This window comes from Streptomyces sp. HNM0574 (assembly GCF_012726235.1).
In the GTDB taxonomy this organism is placed as follows: Bacteria; Actinomycetota; Actinomycetes; order Streptomycetales; family Streptomycetaceae; genus Streptomyces.
The window spans coordinates 129,262-152,595 of the sequence record NZ_JAASAH010000008.1; the positions used below are offsets into that span (position 1 = coordinate 129,262).

Genomic DNA, 23,334 nt, shown 5'->3' on the forward strand with positions numbered 1-23,334 from the left:
GCCGGCGTCGCCCGGTGGCGGCAGACCCGCGAGGACCTGCCCGCACTCCGCCAGGCCGTACGCGACCAGCGGGCGCACCTGGTCGTCGTGATGCCCCGCGAGCAGGAACTGGAGCCCGAACTACGGGTCTACGGCGCACAGATCGCGCGCCCGGACGGCCACGAGGTCTTCCGCCGCCACCTGCTGCTGCACGGAATCCCGCCGGAGGAGTACCTGCACTCCGCGCCGGTGCTCGACGAGTTCCTCGGCGAGCTGCCCGCCATGGAGGCGATCGCCGACTTCGCCGACCGCGTCCGGCGGGTCCGCGCGGCGGACCAGGAGGGCGGCCTGCCCGCCTGGTGCGAGCGCGCCCGTGACGCGCGGAAGGAGTGGCGCAAGGAGGCGGCGGCCCAGGTCGCCGCACTCCGCGAAGCGCCGCAACGGGCCCTGCTGTTCACCACCGCGATGCTCCACGGCGCGCACGCCGACGTCGTCCATGACGCCACCGGGCTCCTGCTCCGCGCACTCGGGACACCCCAGGACGAGACCCCCTTGCTGGCCCGCAGGGACCTGGCCGAACGGCTGTCGGAGATCGACGCCTCGACGGGGCGCGACGGCCACGTCCGGTTCGACAGACCGGACTACGACACGGCGGTCCGCACCCATTTCTGGGACCACATGCCCGACCTCAGGAACCGGTTGGGGAAGTGGGCCGCCCGCGCCCTGGAGCAGTCCGGCCCGTACCTCGCCCCGGAACTGCGCCGGGCGCTGGCGGAGCGGCTCGCCGACCAGTACCTGCGCACCGGCCGGCGGGACGGACTGGCCTCGCTCGCGGAGGAGTGGGCGGAACGGGGCTCCAGCCGGTCCGGTGTGGAGGCGGCCGTCCACGCGCTCACCCGCGGCCTCGAACACCGGTGGTACGGCGGGAGTTTCCGCCGGCTGCTCTACGACTGGTGCACCGACAAGCGGCTGACGCCGGAACTCGCCTACGTCCTCATCCGCGTCTGCACCGACAGCCTCGCGCCGACCCACCCCGACCAGGCCGTCGTCCGGCTGCACCATCTGGCCCGCCGCGAACAGGGCTCCACCGCGGCGCAGGAGGCCCTGTGCGGGCTGGTGGAGACCAGCGGGCGGCTGCGCCGGCGCATGCTCGACCGGCTCACCCAGCCGGCCTCACCCGAGGCCGACACCCATCTGTTCCTGCGGATCTGCGACCCGCGGGCCCTCACCGACCCGGACTGCGCCACCCGCGCGCTGCTGGACGAGAAGGGCGTGCGGGACTGCGTGACCGCGGGCTGGGCGAGAGCACTCGGCGGGGTCCTGGAGCGTCCGCAGTGGCAGCCGTACGCCGAACGCTGGCTTCACTCGGCCTCGGCGGGCGGCCGCCACGGTGGCCTGCTGCTGGACCTGCTGGTCGACGCCGCCGGCCGGGACGGCACCAGGCTCGCCGAGCTGTACGCCGCCGCCCGCGCGGCGGAACCCACCAGCCCGCACGGCCGGAGACGCGGCGGCGAGACCACCGCCGTGCTGCTCCGGAAGATATCGGCGGCCCAGGGCCTGCGCCCGCCGGCCGCACCACCCCGACCCGAACCCTCCGTGGGGAGCACACCGTGACATCCGGCTGCAAGACGACCACCGTCTTTCTCACCATCCTGTGCGGCCTGCTGCTGGCCATCCTCGGTCTGACCCAGGAATGGCCCCTGTGGGTCTGGCCCGTTCTGGTCGTTCTCCTCGCCGGCGCCCCCGCTGCGGCCTTCAGGATCGCCGCGGCACGCCGCGGCGCCGTACCGGCGGTCTTCGAGGAGCAGTGGACCGCACCGCCCGTCGAACGCCGTGAGCACCAGGTCAGCCGCGTGGCGCTGCCCAGCCAGTGGGAGGACTACGACTTCCTCTTCTCCGCGACCGTGCGGTGGCACCCCGTCGCCGTCCCCGGTGACGACCTCGTGCTGAGCCCTTCGGGCCTCGCCGTCGACGCGGTGCTCGACCGGGCCCGGGCCATCACCGAGCAGCGGGGGCCCGACCGGGCCTCACTGGTGGAGCACGAGCTGAACGGGGCGCTCGGCAGGCTCTGTCCGGACCGGACGGGCAACCTCCAGGCCATGGCGGAGAACGTCACCCTCGTCCTCCGCGAGACCGACCAGGAGCGGCTGGAGAAGCTGGCCGAGGTGCGCAAGGACAAGGCGGTCTGGGAGCACCAGCGGAAGTACGAGCAGAGCAGGCGCGAGTACCTGGGCGACGACGTGCTCAAGGACACCGGCAGCGCCGTGGTCTGGTGGCTCGCCAAGAACGACGACCACATCGAGAAGACGGTGGGCGACCTCGGGCTGCTCGCCCAGCTCACGTCTGCCGCCAACGACACCGAAGTGCCACGGCGGCTCCGTGACCTGCTGCCCGAGCAGGCCGGCGAACGGCCCGTCGTGGAACCCCTGGAGGACTTCCCGGCTCCTTCCGAGGCGGAACCGTCCGCGGCGGACCACTTCGGGGCCTTCCTCGAAAGCCTGGGCCTCACCGAGGGCGACGTGCGGCGGGGCCTCGTCGCTCAGCAGGTCGTGGACATCGTCAAGTCCCAGGACTGCGGGGACACCGCCGAGGAACTCCGTGACAGGTTTGACCCGCCCGTCGGCGACCTCACAGAGGACGAGGAGTCCCCGGACGCCGGAGACCCGCCGGACGACACCGGCGATGCGACGCCGCACGGCTGACCGGTCAGGACCCCGGCCCCCGTCACCCCGCCCCTGGCTCCCCACCGTCCTGCGCGGACGTGGACCCGGGTGCGGGGGAGGTCGCCGCGTACACGTACGACCGCTCCTCCACCCGTTCTCCGATGCGCCAGCCAGCCTCGGTGCGGGTGAGGGTGTCGTGGTACCAGAGGCCGCAGTAGAGGACGCCGGTGCTGCCGGGGGTGTGGTCGGTGGGGAGGGCCAGGGGGTTGTGGCACATGGTGCGGGCGGTGGCGGTGTTGCCGTGGAGGGTGATGGAGGTGTTGGCGATGAGGTGCTGGAAGGCGGGGAAGTCCGCGAGGGCGGAGGCGAGGAAGCGTTTGATCTCCGGGAGGCTTCCGCGTACGCCGCCCATGGCGGTGTAGTCGATGACCGCGTCGGGGGTGAACAGTTCGTCCAGGGCGTCCCATTGGCGGGTGTCGACGGCGTGGCTGTAGCGGACCAGGAGGTCCTGGATCTCCATCCGGTCCGACATCTCCTGGAGCGACAGCATCGTGTCTCCTTTCGGGCGGGTCAGTCGAGGGCGCCGCCGTGGTAGCGGACGCCGGGGTTCCACAGCAGGAAGCCGTCGATGCCGTCGGCCCTGGCCGCGTCGATCTGGGCGCGCACCTCCGCGTCGCCGTACGTGGAGCCCATGGAGAAGTCCTGGATCCAGGGGACGATCTCCGCGTTCGTGTGCCGGGTCTTCTTCTTGAAGTCGGCGAGGGACTTCTTCGTGATCTCGTACGGATGGGCGTCGGGTTCCGAGACGCCGTACTCGCCGGCCGCCCAGTGCGAGGGGTAGATCATCGGCGCGATGTAGTCGCACTGCTGGGCCAGTTTGCCGATGTCCTGGGCGATCTCCTCGGGCCGGGTGACGGCGATGCCGAACACCGAGACGCCCAGGAACGCGCCGTGTTCGCGGGCCACCGTGCGGGTCTTGGCGACGACGTCGGCGATGGACTGCTCGGGTGTGGTGTCGCCCAGGCCGGGGACGCGCATGCCGCTCATCCTGCCGTCGGGCCGGCGGATGTAGTCGTACAGGATGTCGTCGAAGCCCAGCTTCGCGGCTTCCTCGGCCAGGTCCACGTGGTACTGGCGCACTTCCTCGTTCGCGAAGTTGGTGAAGGACAGTTCGCCGTAGCTGCCGCCGTCGTACGGGCCGCCACCGGGCTTCTGCACCACGCGGTCGCGGTGGCCGGATTTCCACGACGCGGAGGCCAGCACCGGGTCGCGGAAGGCGACGATGCGGCCGACGACGGCGCCGCCCGCCGCGTGGATCTCCTCGACGGCCTTCTTCACGTCGTAGTAGCCCTTCGCGGCGCCGATCCGCTTGGCCAGCGGTACCTCGGAGTCGTAGCCGATCTCGCCCAGTTCGTCCTTGATGTCGAGCTGCACGGCGTTGATCTTCTTCTCCTTCAGCAGCTTCATCACCGGCTCGCGCAGGTTGTCCGAGGCCCATCCCTGCGAGCTGACGTGCACGGCCTTCAGCTGCGGCCGCCGGACGGTGACGAGGCTATCCTCGCGTGCGGTGTTCCCCGCTGCGTCCGTCGCGGTGACCGTGGTCCGCGCGGGCGGGCGGGGGAGCCGTGCGGCGAAGGAGCCGTCCCGCTGCAGCCGCGCCTTCCGGCCCTGCACCTCCACTCGCTGCGCGCCGGGCGCCTTGCCCTCGACGGTCACCGGGCCCTTGAGGCTGTCCGCCTCGGTGCCGGCCACCTCGATGCGGGGCGCCGTCGTGTCCACGGTGAGCGTGCGTACGGTCTCGGCCGCTCCGGCGAGCGCCGATCCGGGCTGTGCGACGCGGAGTTGGTGCTTTCCCTCCCGCAGCGCGCCCAGCCGGACGGAGAGCGCGCGGCCGTCCGCGTGCGCCCGCAGGGGCCTGCCGTCGAGGGTGGCCCGGGTACCCCCCGGCTCCGCGCCGCCGTCCGAGGAGACCGAAAGTCCTTCCTCGCGCAGGGACTTCGCGTGCGCGGCGTTGACCTTCCCGTCCGACGGCAGGCCCTCCAGCCGCAGTTCGGGACGGTGCAGGGCCCGGGCGAGGACGACGCTCCCGGCGACCAGGACCAGTGCCAGCACACCGCAGACGAGGGTGGCGGCGCGTCTGCGCGGGAATCGGGTGGAGGGGGAGGAGCCGGAGCGACGGGGTGAGAGGGAAAGGAGCCAGGTCTTCCAGTCTGCGAGCCGCATCAGCACACCCTTCAGGAGGTCTCGTGCGTCGCTGTCTTCGCTCTGTTCGCCGTCCAGGCCGTCTCGGCCGTCTTCGTCGTCCGCACCGTTCCGGTGGTGCTCGCCGGTGCCGTGCCGCCGTGGTGACGCTGCTGTTCCTGGCCACCGCGGCGGTCTCCTGCGGCGGGCCGGGGGCGGCCGCGCCGCGCGACGGAGCCTCGGAGTCCGCCGGTGGACGGCAGGATGCCCGCTCGACGGGACCGGAACACCCCGGCCGGCCGTCCGGACCTCCGCCGCCGGAGAAGGTACGGGCCGACGAACTCGCCGCTGTTCCCGTCCTGATGTACCACCAGATCGTCGAGAAGCCGAGCAGTGTGTACGACCGGACTCCGGAGGACTTCCGCGCCGAACTGGAGCGGCTGGCCCGGGAGAAGTACGTCCCGGTGACCGCGGCGGACTACGCGGCGGGCCGGATCGACATCCCCGCGGGCACTCACCCCGTCGTGCTCACCTTCGACGACGCCACCGACAGCCAGCTCCGCCTCGGTGCCGACGGTGAACCGGCCGAGGACTGCGCGGTCGGCATCCTGCGGGACGTCGCCCGCGAGCACCCGCGCTTCAAGGCCCGTGCCACCTTCTTCGTCAACGACGGCGCCTTCGCCGCCACCGGTCAGAAGAAGGCGCTGGCCTGGCTGCACGAGCACGGTTTCGAGATCGGCAACCACACCCTGGACCACGTCAGCCTCGCCGAGGGCGGCGCCGGTGAGGCGCGGCGGCAGATAGCGGAGGAGCAGGAGTCGGTCGAGCGGGACGTCCCCGAGGCTCACGTCACCTCCCTGGCGCTGCCGTTCGGCATCCAGCCGGATCCCGCCTCCGCGGCACTGTCCGGCAGCGCGGGCGGCACCGCGTACGAGAACCGGGGTGTCTATCTCGTCGGCGCCGGGCCCGCGCCCTCCCCGTACGCGGAGTCCTTCGACCCGGAGGGCATCCCGCGCATCCGCTCGGCGCCGGCCGAGGGCCCGGAGGCGCGCTACAGCTCCGCGCACTGGCTGAGCCAGTTGGCCGACGGCACGGTCGCCCGCTACACCTCCGACGGCGACCCGGACCGCGTCTCCTACCCGAAGGGCACGCGGACGGAGCCCGGCGGGGTGAAGGAGGGCGAACTCCGGCCGTACTGAGGTACGTTCGGGGAGGCGGTGCCGGTCACTGGGCCGTGTTCCGGCCGGCCCGGGACTTCATCAGGGGCTGGATGCGGGTGCCGAACTTCTCGATGCCCTCGACGAAGTCGTCGAAGACCAGCATGATGCCCTCCGTCCCGGGCACCCCGGCCACCTCGTCCAGCATCCTCGCGACGCTCTCGTACGAGCCGACGAGGGTGCCCATGTTGAAGTTGACCGCGCCCTCGGGCAGCGAGATGGTCCGGGCCGTGGCGGAGGCGTCGTCCGTCGCGTCCGCGGCCGTCTCGCCCGCCATGTACGCGAGTGCGGCGTGGTCGGCGTTCTCGTGGTAGTCCAGCCAGGTGGCGCGGGCCGCCTCGTCGGTCTCGTCGGCGATGACCATGAACAGCGTCATCGCGCCGACGCTCCGCCCGGCGGCCCGCGCCGCGTCCGCGAGCGCGGCGGTGGTGTCCTCCAGCGCGAGCGGGGTGTTGACGCCCTTGCCCAGGACGAAGTTGTAGTCGGCGTGCTCGGCGGCGAAGGCCATTCCGGTGCCGCTCTGCCCCGCCGCGACGACGTCGATGTGACCGTCGGTGGGCCGCGGGGAGAGCACACAGCCGTCCATCGTGTAGAACTCGCCCGTGAAGTCGCTGACGCCCTCGCTCCACAGCTCCTTCATCACCGTCACGTACTCGGCGGCCCGGTCGTAGCGGTTGCGGAAGTGCTCGTCCCCGGGCCACAGCCCCATCTGCGTGTACTCGCCGGGGGCCCAGCCGGTGACGATGTTGACGCCGAACCGGCCGGGCGCGATGGAGTCGACCGTGGCCGCCATCCGCGCCACGATCGCGGGCGGCAGCGCGAGGATCGGGGTGGAGGCGTACAGCTTGATCCGCTCGGTCACGGCGGCCAGTCCGGCCATGATGGTGAACGACTCGGCGCAGTGGTCCCAGAACTCGGTCTCGCCGCCGAACCCCTTCAGCTTGATCATCGACAGCGCGAAGTCGAGCCCGTGCTCCTCGGCCTTCTGGACCACTGCCTTGTTCAGCTCGAAGGTCGGCATGTACTGCGGCGAACTCTTCGAGATGAGCCAGCCGTTGTTGCCGACGGGGATGAAGACACCGATGTCCATGAGCCGCTCCTCCACGGGCCTGCCAACTGCGCCCGGTACGTGGCGCGTTGACACCCGAGGCAATCACACTCCGGCCCGTCCCGGGCCACCGGGCGGCGCCCTGTGGGCTGGTGGCGCGGGACGAGCCGGAGTGCGGTCTCAGTGCGCGGCTCCGGTGCCGTCCGCGCCGTCCGTCGCCGCGATCAGGCCGGCGGGGCGCATGTCGGACCACTCCCGCTCGACGTGTGCGAGGCATTCGCTGCGGGAGCTGTTCGGTTTCACGACCGTCCAGCCGTCGGGCACGTCGAGGTCGGCGGGCCACAGCGAGTACTGGCCCTCGCCGTTCCGCAGCACCGTGTAGCCGGATTCATCGGATTCGAACGGGTTGGTCACGCCGGCTCCTTCGCCTGGTCTCCGCATCGTGTGCGACGGGAATCCGCGTCTGGTGTCCGCGTCCGCGCACTGTGGATTCCCGCCGAGGCTAGGGCGGTTGCGGCCGGAGGGTGAACCGTCGACCGGCGTACGGGCTTGCGATACCGGTCCGTGGAAGGAGGGCGGGCGGCTCCGTTTCTCCTCCTGTCGGCGGATGTCCTTCGCGCCCGGAGGGCAGGGGACACGCTCTCCCGGCCTCCTCCTCTCGGGGGAGAAAGGGCGAAGTCTCGCCGGTGGGCTGATTTACAGCATTCCGGCTGCGCGCCTAACGTCAACGGCCAAGGATCTTGGATGCGGCCGCGCTGGAATTATTCAGGGAGCTTGAACATCATGGCGAGTGAGCGTAATTCCCCGACGGGCCGCGTGGAACTCCTGTGCCACCTTTTCGCCGAAGTCCTCGGAGCGGCGGACGTGGGCGCCCGTGACCGGTTCCTGGATCTCGGCGGCGACAGCATCAGCGCCCTGGCGCTGGTCAGCCGGGCCCGGGACGCGGGGCTGGAGTTCACCCGGCGGGACCTCTTCCTGAACCAGTCGCCGGCGGAGCTGGCCTCCGTCGCGAAACAGCTCGCCCCGGAGGCGGAGCCGGAAGCGGAACCGGCGGCGGCCCCGTCCGCCGGTGCCGGGACCGCCGCCGGGAATGACGCCCTCGAAAGGACGCCTCTCGTTTCGCTCTCCCCGGCGGAACTCGACGACATCACACGCCGGTTGCGGTAGCCGTCGCCGCCCCGTGAACCCGGGGCGTGCCTGTCCATTCGTGCGGGGGCGTACCGGTCCGTGCCTCCCGTTCCGCCTACCGGATTCCGGCCGTCGGTGTGCGGCCGGGTCCGCTGTCGCATGCGCGTCATCGCTGTCCCGGGTGCATTCCCCGCCACGGGACGGCTGTTGCCTGCGGGTCAACGCCACGAAAAAGGGAAACAGAGGAGAGCGGATCATGCAGCAGCCGGAATTCCTGGACATTCTTCCCCTGGCGCCGTTGCAGGAGGGGTTGCTGTTCCACGCCTCGTACGACGAGCAGGCACCCGACGTGTACCTCGTCCAGCTCGCCGTGGAACTCGAAGGCGCCGTCGACGCCGCACGTCTGCGTACCGCGGCCGACGCCCTCCTGCACCGTCACCCCCACCTCACCGCGGGCTTTCTCGCACGTTCCGCCGGACAGCCCCTCCAGGTCATTCCGGCCCGAACGAGCCTCAGGTGGGAGGAAGTTGACCTGACCGGCTCTCCCGACGGCGGAACCGAGCGCGTTCTGGCCGAGATGCGACGTCAGCGTTTCGACATGGCCGACCCTCCGCTGCTCCGCTTCGCCCTCCTCCGGCACTCTCCCGACCGGCACACCCTCGCGCTCACCCTCCACCACATTCTTCTGGACGGCTGGTCGCTCCCCGTCCTCCTCCGCGAACTGCTCACCCTCTACCGCCACGAGGGCCCGGGCGACCCGCTCCCGCCCGCCACCCCGTACCGCGACTACCTGGCCTGGCTCGCCCGCCAGGACGGCGAGGCCGCGCGTACCGCCTGGGCCGAGGCGCTCGCCGACCTCGACCAGCCCTGCCTCCTCACCCCGGCGCTGAGCGCGGCGCCGGCCCCCACCGGCACGCCCGCCGCGCCCGAGCACGTCACCCGGCACCTCTCCCCGGAGGTCACCGACCGGCTCCACCAGTTCGTCCGCGCGCACGGGCTGACCCTCAACACCCTGGTGCAGGGCGCCTGGTCGCTGCTGCTGAACGCGCTCACCGGACGTGAGGACGTCGCCTTCGGCTCCACCGTGTCCACCCGGCCGCCCGAATTCCCCGGGCACGACAGCATGGTCGGCCTGTACATCAACACCGTCCCCGTCCACACCGTGGTCCGCCCGGACGAGACCTTCGCCCGGTTCCTCGACCGGCTCCAGAAGGAGCAGGCGGAACTTCTCGACCACCAGCACCTCGGCCTCACCGAGATCCAGCAGGAAACCCCGCACACGCAACTCTTCGACACCACCACCGTCCTGGAGAACTTCCCCCTCGACCTCCTGGACCCCACGGACATCGAGAACGCCGACAGCACCGCGAGCGGCATCCGTGTCGGCCGGTTCACCGCACACGGTGACGGTGTCACCCACTATCCGCTGACGCTGTCCGTCGCCCCCGGTCCCCGGCTGCGCGTGCGGCTGTGCTTCCGTCCCGACCTCCTCGACGCGAAGACCGTCGAGGACACGGCGGCGCGCTTCGTCGCGCTCCTGGAGCGGCTGGCCGGCGATCCGCACGCCCCGATCCACCGGACCGACGTCCTCACCGACGACGAACGGGCCTGGCTGGCGCCGGAGTTGCCGCAGCACCCGGACCCCGCGCAGCAGCCGCTGTGCGTCCCCGAGCTCTTCGCGGCACAGGTGGCACGCACCCCGGACGCCGACGCCCTCACCTTCCAGCAGGACACGCTGACGTACGCCGAACTGGACGCCCGCGCGAACCGTCTCGCGCACCTGCTCATCGGCAGGGGCGTCGGCCCGGAACAGATCGTGGCCCTCGCGCTGCCCCGCTCGGCCGAGATGATCGTCTCGATCCTCGCCGTCCTCAAGGCGGGTGCCGCCTACCTCCCCATCGACCCCGCCTGCCCGGCCGAACGCATCGCCTTCATGCTCGACGACGCCCGGCCGGTCCTCCTCCTCACCACGGAGGACACCCCCTTCCACCTGCCGCCCGACACCACCACCCCGCGGCTCCTCCTCGACACCACCGAGACGGCCGGCCTGCTCACCGGGCAGCCCGCCACCGACCCGACGACCGCCCTCCGGCCCGACAACGCCGCCTACGTCATCTACACCTCGGGTTCCACAGGCCGGCCCAAGGGTGTGGCCGTCCCGCACCGCAATGTGCACCGCCTCTTCTCCACCACCGACCACTGGTACGGCTTCGGCCCGGACGACGTGTGGGCCCTGTTCCACAGCTACGCCTTCGACGTCTCCGTGTGGGAGATCTGGGGCGCGCTGCTGCACGGCGGCCGGCTCGTCGTCGTCCCCTTCACCACCAGCCGGACCCCGGAGGACCTTCTCCAACTGCTCACGGAGGAGCGGGTCACCGTCCTCAACGAGACGCCCTCGGCCTTCTACCAACTGCTCCAGGCCATCGAGGAACAGCCCCGAACGGCCGGCACCCCGCCGCTGCGCTGCGTCATCCTCGCCGGTGAGGCCCTCGACCCGACCCGGCTGACCGGCTGGTACGCGCGCCATCCCGACGCCGCGCCGGACGTGGTGAACATGTACGGGCCGACGGAGGCCACCGTCTACGCCACCCGGCACGTCCTCACCGAGGCGGACACCCGCTCCTCCGCCAGTACCATCGGCGGCCCCCTCCCGGACCTGCGCCTCCATGTGCTCGACTCTGCCCTGAGGATGGTCCCGCCGGGCGTCGCGGGCGAGCTATACCTCGCCGGAGAGGGCCTGGCCCGGGGCTACTTCGGCCGCCCGGGGCTGACCGCCGAACGGTTCGTCGCCAACCCGTACGGGCCCCCGGGCTCGCGCATGTACCGCACCGGCGACCTGGCCCGGTGGAACGCGGACGGCACGGTCGACTACCTGGGCCGCACCGACCACCAGGTCAAGATCCGCGGCTTCCGCGTCGAACTGGGCGAGATCGAGGCCGTCCTCGTCGGCCGTCCGGACATCACCCAGGCCGTGGCCCTCGCCCGCACGGACGACCTGGGCGACACCCAGCTCGTCGCCTACGTCGTCACCACCGACCGGGCCGCGCACGACGCCACCGCGCTGCGCCGCGCCCTGGCCCGGCAGCTCCCCGCCTACGCGGTGCCCAGCGCGGTCGTCGTCCTCGACCGCATCCCCCTCACCCCCAACGGCAAGCTGGACCGCGAGGCGCTCCCCGCCCCGGAGGGGCCCGCCGGTACCACCGGACGCGCGCCCCGCACCCCGCACGAGCAGCTGCTGGCCACGCTCTTCGCCGAGGTGCTCGGGGTGCCCCAAGTCGGCGTGGACGACAGCTACTTCGAGCTGGGCGGGCACTCGCTGCTGGCGACGCGTCTGGTGAGCCGTATCCGCACTAGCCTCGGCACGGAACTCCCGGTACGGACGCTGTTCGAGTCGCCCACCGTCGCCGAGCTGTCCCGGTGCCTCGACAGCGGCGCGGCCGCGCGGCCCTCGCCGGCCCCCGTCGACCACTCCGGCCCGGTCCCGCTCTCCCCGGCCCAGCGCCGCCTGTGGTTCCTGAACCAGCTGGAGGGCACGCGCAGCGCCACGTACAACCTGCCCGTCCTGACCCGGCTCGAAGGGAAGGTGGACCGGCGGGCCCTCGAACAGGCACTGACCGATGTGGTCGAACGCCACGAGAGCCTGCGCACCCTCTTCCCGGACGAGGAGGGAACGCCGTACCAGCACATCCTCACCGGGGTGGAGGCCGCGCCCCGCCTCCAGGCGTACGACACCTCGTCCGAAGCACTGTCCGACGTGGTGGACGCCTTCGTCCACCACGGCTTCGACCTGTCGGCCGAACTCCCCCTCCGGGCGGCCCTGTTCAGTACGGCGCCCGAGGAGCACACCCTCGTCCTCCTCCTGCACCACATCGCCGCCGACGGGGAGTCGATCCGCCCGCTCCTGGACGACCTGCTGGCGGCGTACGACGCACGCTCCCGCGGCCTGGCCCCGGAGCTCCCGGCACTCCCGGTGCAGTACGCGGACTACGCCGTCTGGCAGCGGGAGCTGCTGGGGGAGGACGGGGACGAGACGAGCCTCGCGGGACGTCAACTCGCCTACTGGCGCGGCATCCTGGACGGCCTCCCCGAGGAACTCGCCCTGCCGTACGACCACTCCCGCCCGTCCGTGGCCAGCCACCGGGGCGAGTTGATCACGTTCCGGATCGACCCCGAGCTCCACGAGGCGCTGACCCGGCTCGCCCGTGAGCACCAGGCCAGCCTGTTCATGGTCCTCCAGGCGGCGCTGGCGAGCCTCTACACCCGGCTCGGCGCGGGGACCGACATCCCCCTCGGTACGCCGGTGGCCGGCCGCACCGACGAGGCGCTGGACGGACTGGTCGGGTTCTTCGTCAACACCCTGGTCCTGCGGATGGACACCCAGGGCAGTCCCACCTACCTAGAAGTACTGCGCCGTGCGAAGGACGCGGACCTGGCCGCGTACGCCCACCAGGAGCTCCCCTTCGAGCAGTTGGTCGAGCACCTCAACCCCACGCGCTCGATGGGACGCCACCCGCTCTTCCAGACCCTCCTCACCCTCCAGGACAACCCCCAGCCCACCGCCCAGCTCCCGCACCTCACCGCGACCGCTCAAGCGCTCATCACCGGCATCGCCAAGTTCGACCTGTCGTTCGGCTTCGCCGAGAACAGCACACCGTCCGGTCTGCCCGACGGCCTGGACGGCTACCTGGAATACGCCACCGATCTCTTCACCCACACCACCGCGCACGACCTCACCACCAGGCTGGTCGCTCTCCTCGAAACCGTCGCCGCCGATCCGCACACCCCCATCGAGGACATCGACCCCCTCACCCCCGACGAGCACCACGCCTTCCGAACCCACTGGAACGACGCGGCCCTTGACCCCAAGGTCAGGGAAACCCTCCACAGCCTCACCGGGACCGAACAGGCGGACGCACAGGCCGACTCGGCACACGTCCTCCTGCTGGACCCGGCCCTGCGCCCCGTACCGCCCAACGTCCCCGCCGAGATCTACCTCGCCGGCGACGGCCTCGCGCAGAGCCGTCTCGACCGCCCGGGAGCGACCGCCGCACGCTTCGTCGCCAACCCGTACGGTCCGCCCGGCTCCCGCATGTACCGCACGGGCGACATCGCCCGCCGGAACCCGGACGGCACCCTCCTGCACCTCGACGGGCTGCCCGCAATCCCCACCGGGAAGCCCCGGAGTGCCCCGTCCCCCGCGCCCGACAGCGTGGACGGCCGCCCGCCCCGCACCCCGCGCGAGCAACTGCTGGCCACGGCCTTCGCCGAGGTGCTCGGGCTGCCCCGGGTCGGTGTGGACGACAGTTTCTTCGAGCTGGGCGGGCACTCGCTGCTGGCGACGCGTCTGGTGAGCCGCATCCGCACCAGCCTCGGCACGGAACTGCGGGTGCAGACGCTGTTCGAGTCACCGACCGTCGCCGGACTCGCCCAGCAGCTCGACCACGGCGACGCCCTGCGGCCCTCACCGGTGCCCTTCGCGCGAGTGGGGCGCATCCCGCTCTCCCCGGCCCAGCGCCGGCTGTGGTTCATCAACCGGCTGGAGGGCCCCGGCCCCACCTACAACGTGCCCTTCGCGCTCCGCCTCTCCGGCACCCTCGACCACTCCCGCCTCCAGGACGCCCTGACGGACCTGACGGAACGCCACGAGAGCCTGCGCACGGTCTTCCCCGACGACGGGGGAGTCCCGTACCAGCACATCCTCACCGCGGAGGAGGCCACGCCCCGCCTCCAGGCGTACGACACGTCGTCCGAAGCACTGTCGGACGAGGTGGACGCGTTCGTCCGCCGCGGCTTCGACCTGGCGACGGAACCGCCCCTGCGGGCCTGCCTGTTCGGCACGGCGCCGGAGGAGCACACCCTCGTCCTCGTCCTGCACCACATCGCCGCCGACGGGGAGTCCGTCCGCCCCCTCCTCGACGACCTCTTCCACTTCTACCGGGCCCGCGGCGAGAACCGCCCCTCGGACCGGCCGCCGCTCCCCGTCCAGTACGCCGACTACACGCTGTGGCAGCGGGAGCTGCTGGGCGCGGAGGACGACGCGACGAGCCTCGCCGGACAGCAACTCGCCTACTGGTGCGACGCGTTGGACGGCCTCCCCGAAGAGCTCGCCCTGCCGTACGACCATCCCCGTCCGTCCGTGGCCGGCCACCGGGGCGAGTTGATCACGTTCCGGATCAGTCCCGAGCTCCACCAGGCGCTGTCCGGGCTCGCCCGTGAGCACCACGCGAGCCTGTTCATGGTGCTCCAGGCGGCGCTGGCGAGTCTCTACACCCGGCTCGGCGCCGGCACGGACATCCCGCTCGGCTCGCCCGTCGCGGGCCGTACCGACGACGCCCTGGACGACCTCGTCGGATTCTTCGTCAACACCCTGGTCCTGCGGATGGACACCGGCGGCAGCCCCACCTACCTCGAGGTACTCCGCCGTGCGAAGGACGCGGACCTGGCCGCGTACGCCCACCAGGACCTGCCCTTCGAGCAGTTGGTCGAACACCTCAACCCCACCCGCTCGATGGCCCGCCACCCCCTCTTCCAGACCCTCCTCACCCTCCAGGACAACCCCCGGCCCACCACGCACCTGCCGGACCTCACCGCCACCACCCAGGCTCTGACGACCGGCATCGCCAAGTTCGACCTGTCCTTCGGGTTCGCCGAGAACAGCACACCATCCGGTCAGCCCGACGGCCTGGACGGCTATCTCGAGTACGCCACCGACCTGTTCACCCGCACGACAGCCCAGAACCTCACCACCAGGCTGGTCGCCCTCCTCGAAACCGTCGCCGCCGACCCGCACACCCCCATCGGCGACATCGACCCCCTCACCCCCGAGGAGCGCCACGCCCTCCGCAGCGACTGGAACGACACCGCCCGGTCGCGGCCCGAGGCGGCCCGCACCGTCCACCGGCTCTTCGCCGAACAGGCGGCGCGCACCCCGTCCGCCGTGGCCGTACGGTCCGGCTCCGAGACGCTCGACTACCGCGCACTGGACGCCCGTTCCGGCCGCCTGGCCCGCGCCCTCCTGGACGCCGGCGTACGCCCGCGGGACACGGTGGGCGTGCTGCTGGACCGGTCACCGGACCTGCTCGTCTGTCTCCTCGCCGTCCTGAAGACCGGCGCCGCCTACCTCCCCCTCGACCACCGCGACCCGGCCCCCCGCACCCACGCGATCCTCACCGAGACCGGCACCCGCGTGGTCCTCACCGACGCCGCCGCCCGGGAGAGCGGCCAACTGCCCGACGGCGTACGGCCGGTGACCGTGGACGCGGCACTCGCCGCGCACCCGGAGGAGGCCGAAGCCGTCCCCGGCGATCCCCGGGACCTCGCCTACGTGATGTACACCTCCGGCTCCTCCGGCCGGCCCAAGGGCGTGGCGGTGCCGCACTCCGCCGTCGCCCAGCTCGCCCTCGACCGGTGCTGGCGCAACGGCAACCACCGGCGGGTGCTCTTCCACTCCCGGCACTCCTTCGACGCGGCCACCTACGAGATCTGGGTCCCGCTGCTCTCCGGCGGCGAGGTCGTCATCGCCCCGCCCGGCCAGCCGGACGCCGCCGAACTGGAGCGCCTGACCCGCGAGCACGACGTCACGGCACTGTGGCTCACCGCCGGCCTCTTCCACCTGATCGCCCGCGAATCCCCCCGCTCCCTGGCCGCCCTGCGCGAACTGTGGGTGGGCGGCGCCGCCGTCGACCCGGGGGCGGCCGCCCGCGTGCAGGACGCCTGCCCCGGCCTCGCCGTCGTGGACGGGTACGGCCCCACGGAGACCACCACGTTCGCGACCAGCCACCGGGTGCCGCCCGAGGGCTCCGGACGTCCCACCGTGCCCATCGGCCGGCCGCTCGACAACACCCAGGCGCACGTCCTCGACGCCGGACTGCGGCCCGTCCCGCCGGGAGTCTCCGGCGAGCTGTACCTCGCCGGAGAGGGCCTGGCCCGCGGCTACTTGGGCCGCCCGGGGCTGACCGCGGAACGGTTCGTCGCCAACCCGTACGGTCCGCCCGGCTCGCGCATGTACCGCACCGGCGACCTCTGCCGGCGGCACCCCGACGGCACGCTCGACTACCTGGGCCGCAGCGACCAGCAGGTCAAGATCCGGGGCTTCCGCATCGAACCCGCCGAGATCGAGGCTGCGCTCACCCGCAGGTCGGACGTCGCCCAGGCCGTCGTCCTCGCCCGCACCGACCGGCCCGGCGCCGCCCGGCTCACCGCCTACGTCGTCACCGACGGCGCCCCCGCCGACCCCGAGGCGCTGCGCCGCGGCCTCGCGGCCGAACTGCCCGACTACATGGTCCCGGCCGACGTCGTCCCCCTCGACCGGCTGCCCCTCACCCCCAACGGCAAGCCGGACCACGCCGCTCTCCCCGCACCCGGGCACCCCGTCGCCGACAGCGCGGCCGCCCGCCCGCCCCGCACACCCCGCGAACGCATCCTGGCCGGCCTCTTCGCCGAAACCCTCGACCAGACCGGCGAGGACATCGGCATCGACGACAGTTTCTTCACCCGGGGCGGCGACAGCATCCTGTCCATCCAACTCGTCAGCCGCGCCCGCCAGTCCGGACTGGTCCTCACCGCGCGGGACGTCTTCCAGCACCAGACCGTCGCCGGACTCGCCGCGGTGGCACGCGAGACGGACGACGCCCCCACCGCCCCCGCCGGCCTCAGCGGCGTCGGCTCGATGCCCCTGACCCCGGTGATGCACGCCTTCGACGCCGGGGACCCCGCCGTCGCGGGCTTCCACCAGTCCGTCCTGCTCCGCACCCCCGCGGGGGCCGCGTACGACGAACTCGTCGCGACCCTCCAGGCCGTCGTCGACCACCACGACATGCTCAGGTCGCGGCTGGTCCGTACGCCCTCGGGAACCCGGCTGCGCACCACCGGGCCGGGCACCCTGCCCGTGCACGGCCTGCTGCACCACGCCGAGGGGCCGCCGCCCACGGAACGCGACCTGCTGCGGTCCGCCGTCGCCGACGCGGCCGCCGGGGCACAGCGCCGCCTCGACCCCGCCGACGGCGTCATGCTCCAGGCCGTCTGGCTCGACGCGGGCCCCACCGCCCCCGGCCGGCTGCTGCTCCTGCTGCACCATCTCGTCGTCGACGGCGTCTCCTGGCGCATCCTGCTGGAGGATCTCGCCACCGCGTGGCAGGCGGTCACCTCCGGCACGGAACCCCAACTGCCGCCGGTGACCACGTCGTTCCGGCACTGGGCGCACGCGCTGACGGACGAGGCGCACAGCCGGGACCGGGAGCGCGAACCGGAGCTCTGGGCCGAGGCGCTCCGGGCGCCCGTCCCGCCGCCGGGGCGGCGCGCGCTGGACCCCGCGCGCGACACCGTCGCCACAGCCGTCACCCACTCCTGGACCCTGCCCCCCGAGCTGACCCGCGCCGTGCTCGCCGAGGTCCCCGCGCAATACCGCTGCGGCATCGACGACGTGCTGCTCACCGGGCTCGGACTCGCCCACCACCGCTGGCAGACGGAGCGCGGCGGCCCCTCCGACGGCACCCTCCTGGTCGACCTGGAGGGACACGGCCGCCAGGACGTGGTGGAGGGCGCCGAACTGTCCCGCACCGTCGGCTGGTTCACCTGCGTCCACCCGCAGCGCCTGGACACCGGCACCGGACCACTGTCCGGCCCCGTCGCGCACGACGCGCTCAAGCGGGTCAAGGAGCAGCTGCGTGCCGTGCCCGACCACGGCATCGGCCACGGCCTGCTGCGCCACCTCAACTCCCGGACGGCCGAACGGCTCGCCCGGCTCCCGCGCCCGCACGTGGCCTTCAACTACCTCGGGCGCTTCCCGGCGGCCCGGGACGCGGACTGGGCGGTCGCCGCCGAGGCCGAACCGCTCTCCGGCGGCGCCGACCCCCACATGCCGCTGCACCACACCCTCACCGTCAACGCCCTCACCCGGGACACCCCCGAAGGCCCGGAACTCACCGTCACCTGCACCTGGCCGCGCCAGCTCCTCGGCGAGGACGAGGTCCGCCGCCTCGGCGAGCTCTGGACCCGCGCCCTCGGCACCCTCACCGAGTACGCCGCCACGCCCGAGGCGGGTGGCCTCACCCCCTCGGACCTGCCGCTGCTCCGCCTGACCCAGGACGAGATCGACCGCATCGCGGCCGAACGGGAGCCGGCGGACGTCCTCCCGCTGACCCCCCTGCAGGAGGGCCTGCTGTTCCACGCCTCGTACGACGAGCAGGCGCCCGACGTGTACCTCGTCCAACTGGCCCTGGAACTCGAAGGGTCGATCGACCCCGCACGCCTGCGCGCCGCCGCCGAGGCGCTGCTGCGCCGGCACCCGCACCTCACTGCCGGATTCCTTCACCGCCCCGGCGGCCGCCCCCTCCAGGTGATCCCGGCCCGGACCCGCCTCCGCTGGGAGGAGAGGGACCTGACCGGTGAGCCGGAACGCACCGAGCCCGTACTCGCCCAACTCCGCGGTGAGCGCTTCGACATGGCCGACCCGCCGCTGCTCCGCTTCGCCCTCCTCCGGCACGCCCCCGACCGGCACACCCTCGCGCTCACCCTGCACCACATCCTGCTCGACGGCTGGTCACTGCCGGTGCTGCTGCGCGAACTGCTCACCCTCTACCGCCACGAGGGCCCGGGCGACCCGCTCCCGCCCGCCACCCCGTACCGCGACTACCTGTCCTGGCTCGCCCGCCAGGACGACGAGGCCGCGCGCACCGCCTGGGCCGCCGCGCTCAGCACCCTCGACCAGCCCTGCCTCCTCGCGCCCGCCCCCACCACCGGACCGACGGCCGCCCCGCGGCACCTCACCCACCACCTCACCCCGGAGACCACCGAAAGGCTCCACCAGTACGTCCGCGCGCACGGGCTGACCCTCAACACCCTGGTGCAGGGCGCCTGGTCGCTGCTGCTCCACTCCCTCACCGGACGTGAGGACGTCGTCTTCGGTGCCACCGTCTCCGGCCGGCCCGCCGAACTCCCCGGCCACCACGGCATGGTGGGCCTGTTCATCAACACCGTGCCCGTGCACACCCTCGTCCGCCCCGCCGAGACCTTCACCCGGTTCCTGGACCGCCTCCAGAAGGAGCAGGCGGAACTTCTCGGCCACCAGCACCTCGGCCTCACCGAGATCCAGCGCACCACCCCGCACGCCCAGCTCTTCGACACCACCACGGTCCTGGAGAACTACCCGCTCGACGCGGATGCCTTCGGCGCCTCCGCCGGTGAACCGCGCGTCACCGACGTCCGGGCGCAGGACGGCACGCACTACGCGCTCAGCCTCACCGTGGTGCCCGGCAGCCCGCTCTCCTTCACCGTCGGCCACCGGCCCGACCTCCTGGACAGCGGCACCGCCGAGGCCGTCGCCACCCGCTTCCGCCACCTCCTCCAGGCCGTCGCCGAGCATCCCGAAGCACCGGTCCGGCAGCTCAACGCCCTGACCGCCGAGGAACAGCACGCCTTCGACACCCGTTGGAACGACACCGCACGCGCCCTCGAACCCACCTGCTGGCCCGCGCTGTTCGAGGCCCAGACGGCTGCCACGCCCCGGGGTACCGCCCTGATCCACGGCGAACACGCCCTCACCTACGCCGAACTGAACGCCCGCGCGAACCGTCTCGCCCACCTGCTCATCGGCAAGGGCGTCGGCCCCGAACAGATCGTCGCCCTCGCACTGCCCCGCTCGGCCGAGACTGTCGTCGCGATGCTGGCCGTGCTCAAGGCGGGCGCCGCCTACCTCCCCCTCGACCCCGAACACCCCGCCGAGCGGCTCGCCTTCATGCTCGACGACGCCCGCCCCGCCCTCGTCCTCACCACCGGCGACACCGCCCACGGCCTGCCCGGCACCACCGTCCCCCGGCTCCTCCTCGACGCCGACGGCACCACGGACGCGCTCACCCGGCAGCCCGCCACCGACCCCACGACCGCACTGAGGCCCGAGAACACCGCCTACGTCATCTACACCTCGGGCTCCACCGGGCGCCCCAAGGGCGTCGCCGTCCCGCACACCGGGCTGCTCGCCCTCGCACAGGCCCAGACGGAGCGCTTCGCCCTCCAACCGTCCAGCAGGGTCCTCCAGTTCGCTTCCTTCAGCTTCGACGCCACCGTCATGGAAACCCTCATGGCACTCACCACCGGCGCCGCCCTCGTCGTCCCCCCGCCCGGACTCCTCACCGGCCAGGCCCTCGCCGAGCAGCTCACCCACCACCGCATCACCCACGCCCTGCTGCCCCCGGCGGTCCTCCACGACCTCGACCCGCTCCCGGACCGGCTCACCACCCTCGTCGTCGGCGGGGAAGCCTGCCCGCCCGAGACGGTGGCCCGCTGGGCCCCGGGACGCCGCATGATCAACGCGTACGGGCCCACCGAGACCACCGCCTGCGCCACCCTCTCGGACCCCCTCACCCCGCAGGACCCGCCCCCCGTCGGACGCCCCAACCCCAACACCCGCGTCCACCTCCTGGATCCGGCGCTGCGCCCCGTCCCCCCGGGCGTTCCCGCCGAGATCTACATCGCCGGGGACGGGCTCGCCCGCGGCTACCACCGCCGGCCCGCGCTCACCGCCGAACGGTTCGTCGCCGATCCGTACGGGCCGCCCGGGTCGCGCATGTACCGCACCGGCGACCTCGCCCGCCGGGACCCCGACGGCACGCTGCACCACCTGGGCCGCACCGACCACCAGGTCAAGGTCCGGGGCTTCCGCGTCGAGCCGGGCGAGATCGAGTCCGCCCTCACCCGCAGGCCGGACGTCGACCGGGCCGTCGTCCTCGCCCGCACCGACCGGCCCGGCGACACCCGGCTCACCGCCTACGCCGTCACCCCCGACCCGGCGGCCCTCGACGTCGCGGAGGTCCGCCGGGACCTCGCGGCGCGGCTGCCCGGCCACATGGTTCCGGCCGCCGTCGTCCCCCTCGACCGGCTGCCCCTCACCCCGAACGGAAAGCTGGACCGCGACGCGCTCCCCGCACCCGGCCGGACGGCCCCGGCCGGCGAGGACCCGCCCCGCACACCCCGGGAACACCTGCTCGCCACCCTGTTCGCCGAGACCCTCGGGCAGGAATCCGTCGGCGTCCACGACAACTTCTTCGACCTCGGCGGCCACTCGCTGCTCGCCACCCGCCTGATCACCCGCGTCCAGTCGGCGTTCGGCACCCGCCACACCGCCCGCACGCTCTTCGAGGCCCCCACCGTCGCCCGCCTGGCACGCCGCCTCGACTCCGGCGAGGACGGGGACGCGGACGGCGCGGACGGCTTCGGCACGGTGCTCCCGCTGCGCCCGCGCGGCGCACGTCCGCCGCTGTTCTGCGTGCACCCGGTGGGCGGCCTCGGCTGGTGCTACGCGGGCCTGCTCAGCGGGCTCTCACCGGACATCCCGGTGCACGCGCTCCAGACGAGCGGGTTCTCCGGAGGCGAGCCCGGTCCGGCGACGCTGCGGGAGACGGCGGCGGCGTACGTCCGCGCCCTGCGCGAGATCCAGCCCGAGGGGCCGTACCGGCTGCTGGGCTGGTCCTACGGCGGCGTCGTCGCGCACGCCATGGCCGTGGAGCTGCGCCGGCAGGGCCAGGACGTCCCCGTCCTCGCGCTGCTGGACGCCTACCCCGGGGCGCCGTTCCGGGAAAAGGTCCGCGGCGACGAGGACGCCCTGCGCCTACTGCTCGACCACGCCGGCCTGGACACCGGGGCGGCGGGCGCGGGCCCCGTCGACCCGGACGCGCTGCTGCCCCTCGTCCTGGCCGAGAACAGCGTCCCCGCGTCACTCGGCCCGGAGCGGGTGCGGGAGCTCGTCGACGTCGCCGTCCGCAACATCCGCCTGCTGAACGCGCACGAGCCCGAACTCTTCGACGGCGACGTCCTGTTCTTCACCGCCACCGAGGGCCGGGCCGAGGACGCGCCGGACAGCACCGCCTGGGCCCCGTACGCGGCCGGGCGCGTCGACGACCATCCCCTCGCCTGCGCACACGACGCGATGACCGGCCCCGGGCCGCTCGGCGAAGTGTGCCGCGTCCTCACCCGCCACCTTTCGGACCACTCCTGAACACCCCCCCGATACACGGCGCACACCACTCACGGCGCACACGAAACACGACCCGCCGAATCACGCGAGGAATCCTCATGCGGCCAGACAACATCCATGTCAGCGGGCTGGGAACCTATCTGCCGGAGCGGATGAGCAGCCGACGCGCCATCGAACTGGGGCTCTACGACGAGACCTTGATGCTGGACTCGGGGGTCACCGGAACCCTCGTCGCCGGCGAGACACCACCCGTGGAGATGGCCGTCTCGGCCGCACGGGACGCGCTCAAGAGGGCCGGAACCGACGCCGGTTCCCTCGACCTGCTCATCCACTCCCACGTCCTGCGGCAGGGCCCGGCCATGTGGTACCCGGGCGGCTACATCCTGCGCGAACTGGGCGGCGGCGACATCCCCGTCTTCGAGGTCGGACAGGGCTGCAACGGCATGCTGGCGGCCCTCGAACTCGCCGCCGGGCAGCTCGCCGCCGACCCGGCACGCCGCACCGCCCTGCTCACCACCGCCGACAACTTCGCCTCCCCGCACGGCAATCGGTGGCGCGGCTACGGCCCCGGCACCGTCATCGGCGACGCGGCCAGCGCGATGACGCTCACCACGGACGACGGCATCGCCCGCGTACGGTCCGTCAACCAGCAGGCGGTTCCCGAGCTGGAGGGTCTGCACCGGGGCCGTGAGCCGCTGTTCGACCCGCACGGCCGCGACGAGATCGACGCCATCGACATGCTCGCGCGGGCCCGCGACTTCAGCCGGGAGCACCGGCCGCTCGCCGCGATCAACGAGCTGATCGCCGAGAAGCAGGCCGAGGTGGCCCGGCGCTCCCTGGAGGAGGCCGGGATCGGTCCCGGCGACGTCGCCAGGGCGATCTATGTGAACCAGGGCCGCTATCTGGTCGGGCAGTTCTTCCTCGACCCGCTCGGCCTGCCGGAGTCCACCTCCACCTGGGACTTCGGCCGCACCGTCGGCCACCTCGGCGCCAGCGACCACGTGGTCGCCCTGGACCACCTCGTGACGACCGGTCAGCTCGCCGCCGGTGACCATGTGCTGCTCGCCGGCTCGGCGCCGGGGTTCGTGGTCAGCAGCGCCGTCCTGACGATGACCGCCACCGCCTCCTGGGCCCTCTGACAAGGAAGAC

At 72.9% G+C, this 23,334-nt stretch carries 10 protein-coding genes; 6 read left to right on the forward strand and 4 right to left on the reverse strand.

What is annotated here, in order from left to right; all coding sequences use genetic code 11:
* Window positions 1–90: 90 nt before the first annotated feature.
* Window positions 91–1,593: a hypothetical protein gene (locus HCC30_RS16110; protein ID WP_240979632.1), complete on the forward strand. Its 1,503-nt coding sequence runs from the start codon at window positions 91–93 to the stop codon at window positions 1,591–1,593.
* Window positions 1,590–2,681, forward strand: coding sequence for a hypothetical protein (locus HCC30_RS28275; protein WP_206323904.1), 1,092 nt, complete (start codon window positions 1,590–1,592; stop codon window positions 2,679–2,681). The genes HCC30_RS16110 and HCC30_RS28275 overlap by 4 nt, the downstream gene beginning before the upstream one ends.
* 22 nt (window positions 2,682–2,703) lie before the next feature.
* Here HCC30_RS28275 and HCC30_RS16125 read toward each other — a convergent pair whose 3' ends face one another.
* Window positions 2,704–3,192, reverse strand: a complete 489-nt coding sequence (locus HCC30_RS16125) for a nuclear transport factor 2 family protein (RefSeq protein WP_169443228.1) — start codon at window positions 3,190–3,192, stop codon at window positions 2,704–2,706.
* A 20-nt stretch (window positions 3,193–3,212) separates the two neighbouring features.
* Window positions 3,213–4,865, reverse strand: a complete 1,653-nt coding sequence (locus HCC30_RS16130; RefSeq protein ID WP_169443229.1) for a putative glycoside hydrolase — start codon at window positions 4,863–4,865, stop codon at window positions 3,213–3,215.
* 119 nt (window positions 4,866–4,984) lie between these two features.
* Between HCC30_RS16130 and HCC30_RS16135 the strand changes: the two genes are divergently transcribed.
* Window positions 4,985–6,022: a polysaccharide deacetylase family protein gene (locus HCC30_RS16135; RefSeq protein WP_346776657.1), complete on the forward strand. Its 1,038-nt coding sequence runs from the start codon at window positions 4,985–4,987 to the stop codon at window positions 6,020–6,022.
* 25 nt (window positions 6,023–6,047) lie between these two features.
* On the opposite strand, the gene rutA is transcribed toward HCC30_RS16135, so the two are convergent.
* Together rutA and HCC30_RS16145 are read right to left on the reverse strand one after the other, a co-directional pair.
* Window positions 6,048–7,130, reverse strand: coding sequence for a pyrimidine utilization protein A (gene rutA / locus HCC30_RS16140; RefSeq protein WP_169443230.1), 1,083 nt, complete (start codon window positions 7,128–7,130; stop codon window positions 6,048–6,050).
* 138 nt (window positions 7,131–7,268) lie between these two features.
* Window positions 7,269–7,502: an MbtH family protein gene (locus HCC30_RS16145; RefSeq protein ID WP_346776658.1), complete on the reverse strand. Its 234-nt coding sequence runs from the start codon at window positions 7,500–7,502 to the stop codon at window positions 7,269–7,271.
* Between the two features lie 369 nt (window positions 7,503–7,871).
* Here HCC30_RS16145 and HCC30_RS16150 point away from each other — a divergent pair, with 369 nt between their 5' ends.
* The 3 genes from HCC30_RS16150 to HCC30_RS16160 all read left to right on the forward strand — a co-directional run bounded on the left by HCC30_RS16150 (window position 7,872) and on the right by HCC30_RS16160 (window position 23,324).
* Window positions 7,872–8,255: a phosphopantetheine-binding protein gene (locus HCC30_RS16150; protein ID WP_169443232.1), complete on the forward strand. Its 384-nt coding sequence runs from the start codon at window positions 7,872–7,874 to the stop codon at window positions 8,253–8,255.
* Between the two features lie 217 nt (window positions 8,256–8,472).
* Window positions 8,473–22,206, forward strand: coding sequence for a non-ribosomal peptide synthetase (locus tag HCC30_RS16155; protein WP_169443233.1), 13,734 nt, complete (start codon window positions 8,473–8,475; stop codon window positions 22,204–22,206).
* A 77-nt stretch (window positions 22,207–22,283) separates the two neighbouring features.
* Window positions 22,284–23,324, forward strand: a complete 1,041-nt coding sequence (locus tag HCC30_RS16160; RefSeq protein ID WP_169443234.1) for a ketoacyl-ACP synthase III family protein — start codon at window positions 22,284–22,286, stop codon at window positions 23,322–23,324.
* Window positions 23,325–23,334: the final 10 nt, after the last annotated feature.